Annotated in this window: 7 protein-coding genes; 5 read left to right on the forward strand and 2 right to left on the reverse strand. The window is 39.5% G+C overall.

Annotation, left to right across the window (positions count from 1 at the left end; translation table 11 throughout):
* Positions 1-6: 6 nt before the first annotated feature.
* Both ACWXWT_RS04415 and ACWXWT_RS04420 read right to left on the reverse strand, forming a co-directional pair.
* On the reverse strand, positions 7-912 hold the full coding sequence (locus ACWXWT_RS04415) for a YjjW family glycine radical enzyme activase (RefSeq protein WP_456040399.1): 906 nt from the start codon (positions 910-912) through the stop codon (positions 7-9).
* The gene (locus ACWXWT_RS04420) at positions 884-2,431 is read right to left on the reverse strand and encodes a YjjI family glycine radical enzyme (RefSeq protein ID WP_456040400.1); all 1,548 of its coding nucleotides are present in this window, start codon (positions 2,429-2,431) and stop codon (positions 884-886) included. Before ACWXWT_RS04420 ends, ACWXWT_RS04415 begins: the two co-directional genes overlap by 29 nt.
* Before the next feature lie 360 nt (positions 2,432-2,791).
* Here ACWXWT_RS04420 and ACWXWT_RS04425 point away from each other — a divergent pair, with 360 nt between their 5' ends.
* The 5 genes from ACWXWT_RS04425 to ACWXWT_RS04445 all read left to right on the forward strand — a co-directional run bounded on the left by ACWXWT_RS04425 (position 2,792) and on the right by ACWXWT_RS04445 (position 6,352).
* The gene (locus tag ACWXWT_RS04425) at positions 2,792-3,121 is read left to right on the forward strand and encodes a hypothetical protein (protein ID WP_456040401.1); all 330 of its coding nucleotides are present in this window, start codon (positions 2,792-2,794) and stop codon (positions 3,119-3,121) included.
* A 56-nt stretch (positions 3,122-3,177) separates the two neighbouring features.
* Positions 3,178-3,771 carry a hypothetical protein gene (locus tag ACWXWT_RS04430; RefSeq protein ID WP_456040402.1) on the forward strand — a complete coding sequence of 198 codons (594 nt, stop codon included), beginning with the start codon at positions 3,178-3,180 and terminating at the stop codon, positions 3,769-3,771.
* Positions 3,772-3,878: 107 nt separating this feature from the next.
* A complete protein-coding gene (locus tag ACWXWT_RS04435) occupies positions 3,879-4,556 on the forward strand; it encodes a metallophosphoesterase (protein WP_456040403.1) in 678 nt (225 codons plus the stop codon).
* A gap of 57 nt (positions 4,557-4,613) precedes the next feature.
* The gene (locus ACWXWT_RS04440) at positions 4,614-5,222 is read left to right on the forward strand and encodes a sigma-70 family RNA polymerase sigma factor (protein WP_456040404.1); all 609 of its coding nucleotides are present in this window, start codon (positions 4,614-4,616) and stop codon (positions 5,220-5,222) included.
* Positions 5,219-6,352 (forward strand): serine/threonine protein kinase, encoded by a 1,134-nt coding sequence (locus tag ACWXWT_RS04445; RefSeq protein ID WP_456040405.1) that lies wholly within the window; start codon positions 5,219-5,221, stop codon positions 6,350-6,352. Before ACWXWT_RS04440 ends, ACWXWT_RS04445 begins: the two co-directional genes overlap by 4 nt.
* Positions 6,353-6,484 lie beyond the last annotated feature (132 nt).

Raw genomic sequence — 6,484 nt, forward strand, 5'->3', positions numbered from 1 at the left:
TTGCATTTAATATAACGTCGGCAGAATGATATTACAGACACCTCGTTTAGCAAGTTGTGCGGCTAACCCTTCAATATCAGCTTGTGTGCATTGTGGCCACGTTAAGGCAATGCCGTTAACCCCATGATGGTGAAATGCGTTTAACTTAATTCGAGTCTCGTGTGGTAGTCGTAATAAATAAGCCGCTAAGGCGTCAATCTCTGCATCATAATCTGTGATACCAGGAATGTGTAACAATCTCACTTCATGCAGTTTATTGTGCTGGGAAAGTAACGCTATTGAACGAAATACCGCATCATTATTGCGGCCGGTAATGTCCCGGTGAGTTTGTTGGTTCCATGCTTTTAAATCGACCATCGCGCCATCTAAATAGGGCAGTAACTTATGCCAACCCGATGACGGTAAGCTGCCATTAGTGTCGATCATGCAATGAAGTTGCGATAAATGCTCAGATGATTTTATGGCGTCAAACAGCTCAATAACAAAGGGCAGTTGTAAACTCGCTTCGCCGCCACTAATGGTTATACCATTAATGAAATGCCTTTGTTTGTTAATAATCTCAAGCATTTTCTCGACCGTATAATGCCGTGTTTTGGGTGTTGATTGTGTTGAGCACACCGTTAGGCAAGTATCACATTCGCTGCACAAGCTGCTGTTCCACACAATACTTGCTTTGTCTTTTATTCGAGCGCTTGACTGCACCAGCGTTAATGCTTGTTGGGGGCAATGATCTATACAATCACCACAAGCATCACACAGACTGATTGTTTGTGGGTTATGACAATTCTTGCATTGATAATTGCAGCCTTGAAGGAAAATAACCAATCTGCTGCCAGGTCCATCAACACATGAAAACGGTAAAATTTGGCTAATAACAGCTTGCCTACGCATAAACAAAAGGGGCCTGTTCATGTGCAATAACCCGAGCTTGGCGCTGTAATATGCCGGTATTGACGGCGGCTTCAGCCGCTAACCCTGTGGTGTTACTGCGCGAGCCACATTGTGCAAATGCTGTTATGTCAGAACGTTTCACCATATAACCGGTAACGCGAACTAAATCGTTATTGGCAACATTGGCACTAAACTCTCTAAAACCTAAGCTCAGTGCCCCTTTACACAGTTGAAACATGGCTTGTGGATTAGACTTAACGGTTTCATCTATAGTGAGAATATCGCTAATTCCAGCCGTATAGTACTGATGATGCTGTGCTAGTGCTTGAATATGGCTAATCGGATCGGGTTCTGTTCCATAAGGGATACGCACACCTGGAGTGACATTTATATCCACGCTAATACCACTTTGAGAATGCAATAACGCTCGACCTTTAAAACCGTAACTAACAGGCGTCGAGGTGACTATTTGGGCTAATGTAGCCGATATTTTTAGGCCAAGTTGGTTGGCATCATGGTTATGACCATAACCATGGTTTGGGCTAGCAATATCAGTACTAAATGTACGCGCTTGTAAAATGTTAACCGCTTCAGCCATGCCGTAAATGCCAAACATAGGCGCAAACCGGTTTTCATCAATGAGTTGTTCTTTAACCAAAAAGCTGTCGAAAAAATGTGACTTTTGGTGCAAAAATTCCGAGCGAACTTCAATTAACTCAAACATTAATTGGCAATAGTAAGGCAATATTTTGTCAAAAAAGTGATCGATATTAGTGGCTTGTTGAGCAACTTCTTTAAGGTTAAGCCGCACTAAGGTATTTGCACCGCCAGCTAAAGGCAATGCGTTATAACAACTAACAATCCCAAAACCTTGCTCATCAAAAGTTTGCGCATGTAATGGATAATTGGCAACGTGAGGCTTGCTGCACTGGCAAATATTGGTCGTGGCCATTAGCAATAAATCATCAGGGGTTATGTCTGGGTCGTGCATAAAGGTTAAATTGGGTGCAATCTGTTGTAGCTCGGCATCAATTCGCAATAGGGTCCGGCAAATAATGTTATCGGTTGGGCCAATATTCACATGCATAAAGGCATCGGGTAGGGTTCTGTCGAGCAAAATCCAAAAGCGCTTTAATTTACGATAAATGGCATCAGGCTCAAGCTCCTGTACAAATGGCATTAATAGCACGTCTAATTGACCTAAATACACAGGAAGATTTGTGACCGACGGCACATGATGATAAAGAATCAGTAACGCATTTATTGCATCATCAAAATCTTCAGCCGGTGATAATTCCAAATATTCAGAACCTTGCTTAAGGTATTTAGCATAGTCAGGTAACACGTATCGTGGCTTAAATGGAGCATGGCCTTCAAACATATCGCAAATAACACCTTGCGCCAGCGCATTATTAACCTGCTCAGACAACACCAAATAAGGCAGGCTATTTTCGGCCTCTAAAGATAAGTAATTTGATTTTTGCTTAGGAGACAGGTAAGGGTGCGTGACTATGTGCGTAACTTTTTCTTGTAATGTCATGATGAAACTCATTTTTTAAGACTAATAACTAATCTACTCAGCGGTGAAGTGTTTCAACAGTGAAAATAACAGAAGTCGCATTTGATATAATCGAAATCCGATAATGAAGATCACATAATCCAGCAATGCTCACCTTAAAATATTCACAAAACCCAAAAATCCACAGACGTGCAAAAACACTAAGATACTGATTTTAAGGTTATTAACGTGTAATTGAACATTGTTAAGAGTGATTGATTTTTCTATCTGTATTTTTTTGCGTAAATAATTACTTTTTACGTCACTCATCATTTTATTTCGTTTCATTAAGCTAACCCAAATCGAGTATTGCTTGAGTATCTAAACACAATAAAGGGAAAAATGATGAAATCGAATATTAAAAACAACATTAAAGCCGGTGTAATCTTGGGGTTAAGTAGTTTGATGTTAGTCGGATGTGGTAGTTCATCAGAAGATGAACAGTTGGCTTGGATCCAAAATTGGAACACCTCGATTAACTATAAAGTCAAAATGAAAATGCTAAACACGTGCTTTAACGTCGCAGGGGTAAAAAGTAAGACTAAACAGATGACAGATTCACAAATTGAAATGCTGAATGAGTGCGAGCTTGATTACATTATTGAGTTGGCAGAAAAAGATGACATTGGATTAGATAGAGAACTTTTAGCTAACCATATACTGCAACTTTAAGGTACACATAAAACCATAAAAGCGCTTGATAAGCATAAACTTAACAAGGATAAACAATGTCATTAAAAGATAAAGCCTTAGATGCAGTCAGTGAGGCCAAAAATACTGCCAGCCAATTAACTCACGATTTACAACAAACACAAGCATTTGAGCAAGCTAAATCGACCCTTTTGAATACTAAGGACCGGGCATTAGCGATAGACCCAGCAGGCATAAAATTGATGAACTTTTTTGCCGTATTTAGTTTAGCGTTTATGCTGTTGAGCACATTTTTTCCTGTTATCAACATAATGGGAAGCAGTGTACCACTGAGTGATATGACGCCTACTTGGCTATATTTACTAACCATTATCGCTTTATGTAGTCACTTGCTTGGGGTAAAACAAACCATCTCTAGGGGGTTATTACTGCTGCTATTATTGTCGATTGCTTATACCGTATATCAACAACTTGCAGATATATTTCAAGCAGCACAAATGTTTGGTGGTGTTAGCACCAAACACATTATGCGAACCGTCGCAGAAGGTTTGAAGTACGCCGATGTTGGTTTTTATCTATTTTTGATAAGCATTGTATTGGTGGTAATGGCAACCATTAAACCTGGGTACAAAACTAACCATGCATTATGGGCTCAATTAGTGCAAAAATAGCTTGTTCGGTTCAAGTCGTCAGTTAACAACTGGCGACTTTTAATACCAATCTCATTAAATATCTGGTCAGTTCACATATTTAATAGGATTGGTATAAGGCGTTATATATGCAATTTAAACCTCGAAAGCAGCACATTTACAATAATGCCAATTTAGTGGGTAAAGACTATATCGTGGGCGATATCCATGGCCAGATACACGCACTTTATGCGCAATTATTGGCACTTAAATTTAACTTTCAAACTGACCGCCTCTTTTGTACCGGCGATTTGATCAATAAAGGTGACGAAAGTATTGATTGCTTAGACTTGCTCACAAAAAAATGGTTTTTTTCTGTGTTGGGCAATCATGAACAACTATTTTTATTAGGCTTTCAATGTTCGCGTTATTGGGACTTTTTACGTCAAAAAGGTGGCGTCTGGTTGACACAGCATATGCATCGATTTGACTTGTTAATCCGTTGGAAAACCATCATTGATATTACAGTGCCATTAACGCGAACCATAGACGTTAATGGTAAGTCTATTGGTATTAGTCATGCCTCTGCCGCATCTAGCTGGCAAAAAATGCAAAAAGGAGTGTTGACTGAAGACGATATATGGCAAGTATTATGGAGCAGACCTTTACATAGTATTGATAGCTGTACAGGCATTAATGATGTCGACTTTGTCATTCACGGACACAGCCCGGTTGATGGCATTATTTGTCATCACAATCGTTACTGGATAGACACTTTTACTTTACAGCAACAACTGACCATTATTAGCCTCAATGATTTACAATAGTGCGAACTTAATAGCTAGTAATGGCAACCGAAGTAGATGATAATTAGGGGGTAATCGATGTCAAAAATAGGGACTGTCGTGTCAATTAGAGAGTTAACCAATGCCACTGAATTATTAGTGGGTTGGCAAAATAGAGATAAGCACCAAAGTGAGGAATTTCTCACCTATGCTTACCAAGATATTCGCGCGATTGTTGAAAAATATCTCAGCCAACATCGACCTAATGAAACCATTTTACACGATGCCTCAGTTACAGAATTAGCCAATGAATCAGTGGTCAAATTGCACCGTTGGCGTAACGATGAACAACCATTTGAAAACAGGCAACATTTTTTTGATTATGTCCGCGTGTCGGTATGGCATTTGTTATTTGGAAAGCCCCATCAATCGGTGGTGAATCACCAGCAAGCTAAACACAAATTTTTGCATTCGCAATTAAATGATGCAGAGATGATGTTACCAAATTGGACCGAAAACCTTGCGCTATCTTCAGCTTTAGAGCTACTCCAATTGTCACACCCAAGGCAAGCAGATGTATTTGAATTAAAGAACTTTGCGATGGTGTCGCATCAACAAATCGCAGACATGTTGGGGTTATCATCAAGAACAGTCGATAACGACTTAAAGTTTGCCACTGTGTGGCTTAGAGCAAAGTTAACTGAATGATAGATATTGTTGCCTTATACAGTGAGTTGGCGAGTTTAACGACAACAGAACAACAGCAGCGGTTATTGCCTTTAAAGCAAGATTATCCCGAACAAGTATTAGCACTTGAAAAAATGCTGATCATTGATGACACCCCTTTATCAAGTAGCCAGTTAATATCACAACAGTATTCAAATCAGGCGCCTATTTCTCAAGATGAATTGATTGGTCAGCAAGTTATGGGGTTTACCATTACTCAACTTGTGTCTGAATCCGGCGGGATGGGGTTAGTCTTCCAAGGTGAACAACGTATAGAAAGCTACGATAAGGGCCATACAAAAATACACAAAGCCGCCATTAAAATTTTGCGAACCAATAAATTATCGTCTCACCAGCAAAAGGCTATTTTTTATAATGAAGCCTCAATTCTAATGACACTGGATCACCCAAATGTGTGCAATATTTACGGCGTGTCTGAAGTGTTAGGCCATGCTTGTATTGTGATGGATTACATCGATGGGCAAGGGTTAGATGTTTGGCTCGCCAACAATAAAATAAATATAAAACAAAAGCTTAATGTTTTCGAACAATTACTAGGTGCAGTGAACTACCTTCATCAACAACACTTTTTTCATGGTGACCTTAAGCCACAAAATATTATTATCAATGACCAAGGACACTTAGTATTAATTGACCTTGGCCTAGCAAGAAAGTACAAGCAACAAATTTGTGATAACAATGACAATAGCGAACATTTTGTGCCGGCATTTACTCGCCATTGGAGTGCGCCAGAGCAAATAGCTGGCCATACGTGTACAGCCCAAACCGATGTTTATTCTCTTGGAGTAATACTGCACTATTTACTCTCAGGTGTTGTTACCGCAACGGGTGATATGAGTAAAATAAACAATATTGAGCTTAATGCCATCATCAATAAAGCAATATCAAATCAACCAGCACAACGCTATTTGAATGCAGAGTCGTTTAAGCAAAGTTTACACTTTTTTCAACAAGGCCTACCCGTACAAGAATATTCACAAAGTACACCTTATCTGTTTCAAAAGCTGTTAAAACGAAAGCCTTTTACATCAATCGCTTGTGTGCTAATGATTTATTCTGTAGCAACCACGCTATGGATTATTTTGCACTAGAGACGGCTAATACCAATCCTATTAAATATGTGATCTTTCAGCGGGAGTTCAAAGTGCTGTAGGCAAGGCAGATGATTGAAGCGAATAGTGATCCTCGGTAACAAGCTCCTGCGTTACTCTACCTCCAGTATC

The sequence above is a fragment of the Shewanella sp. A22 genome, assembly GCF_053850585.1.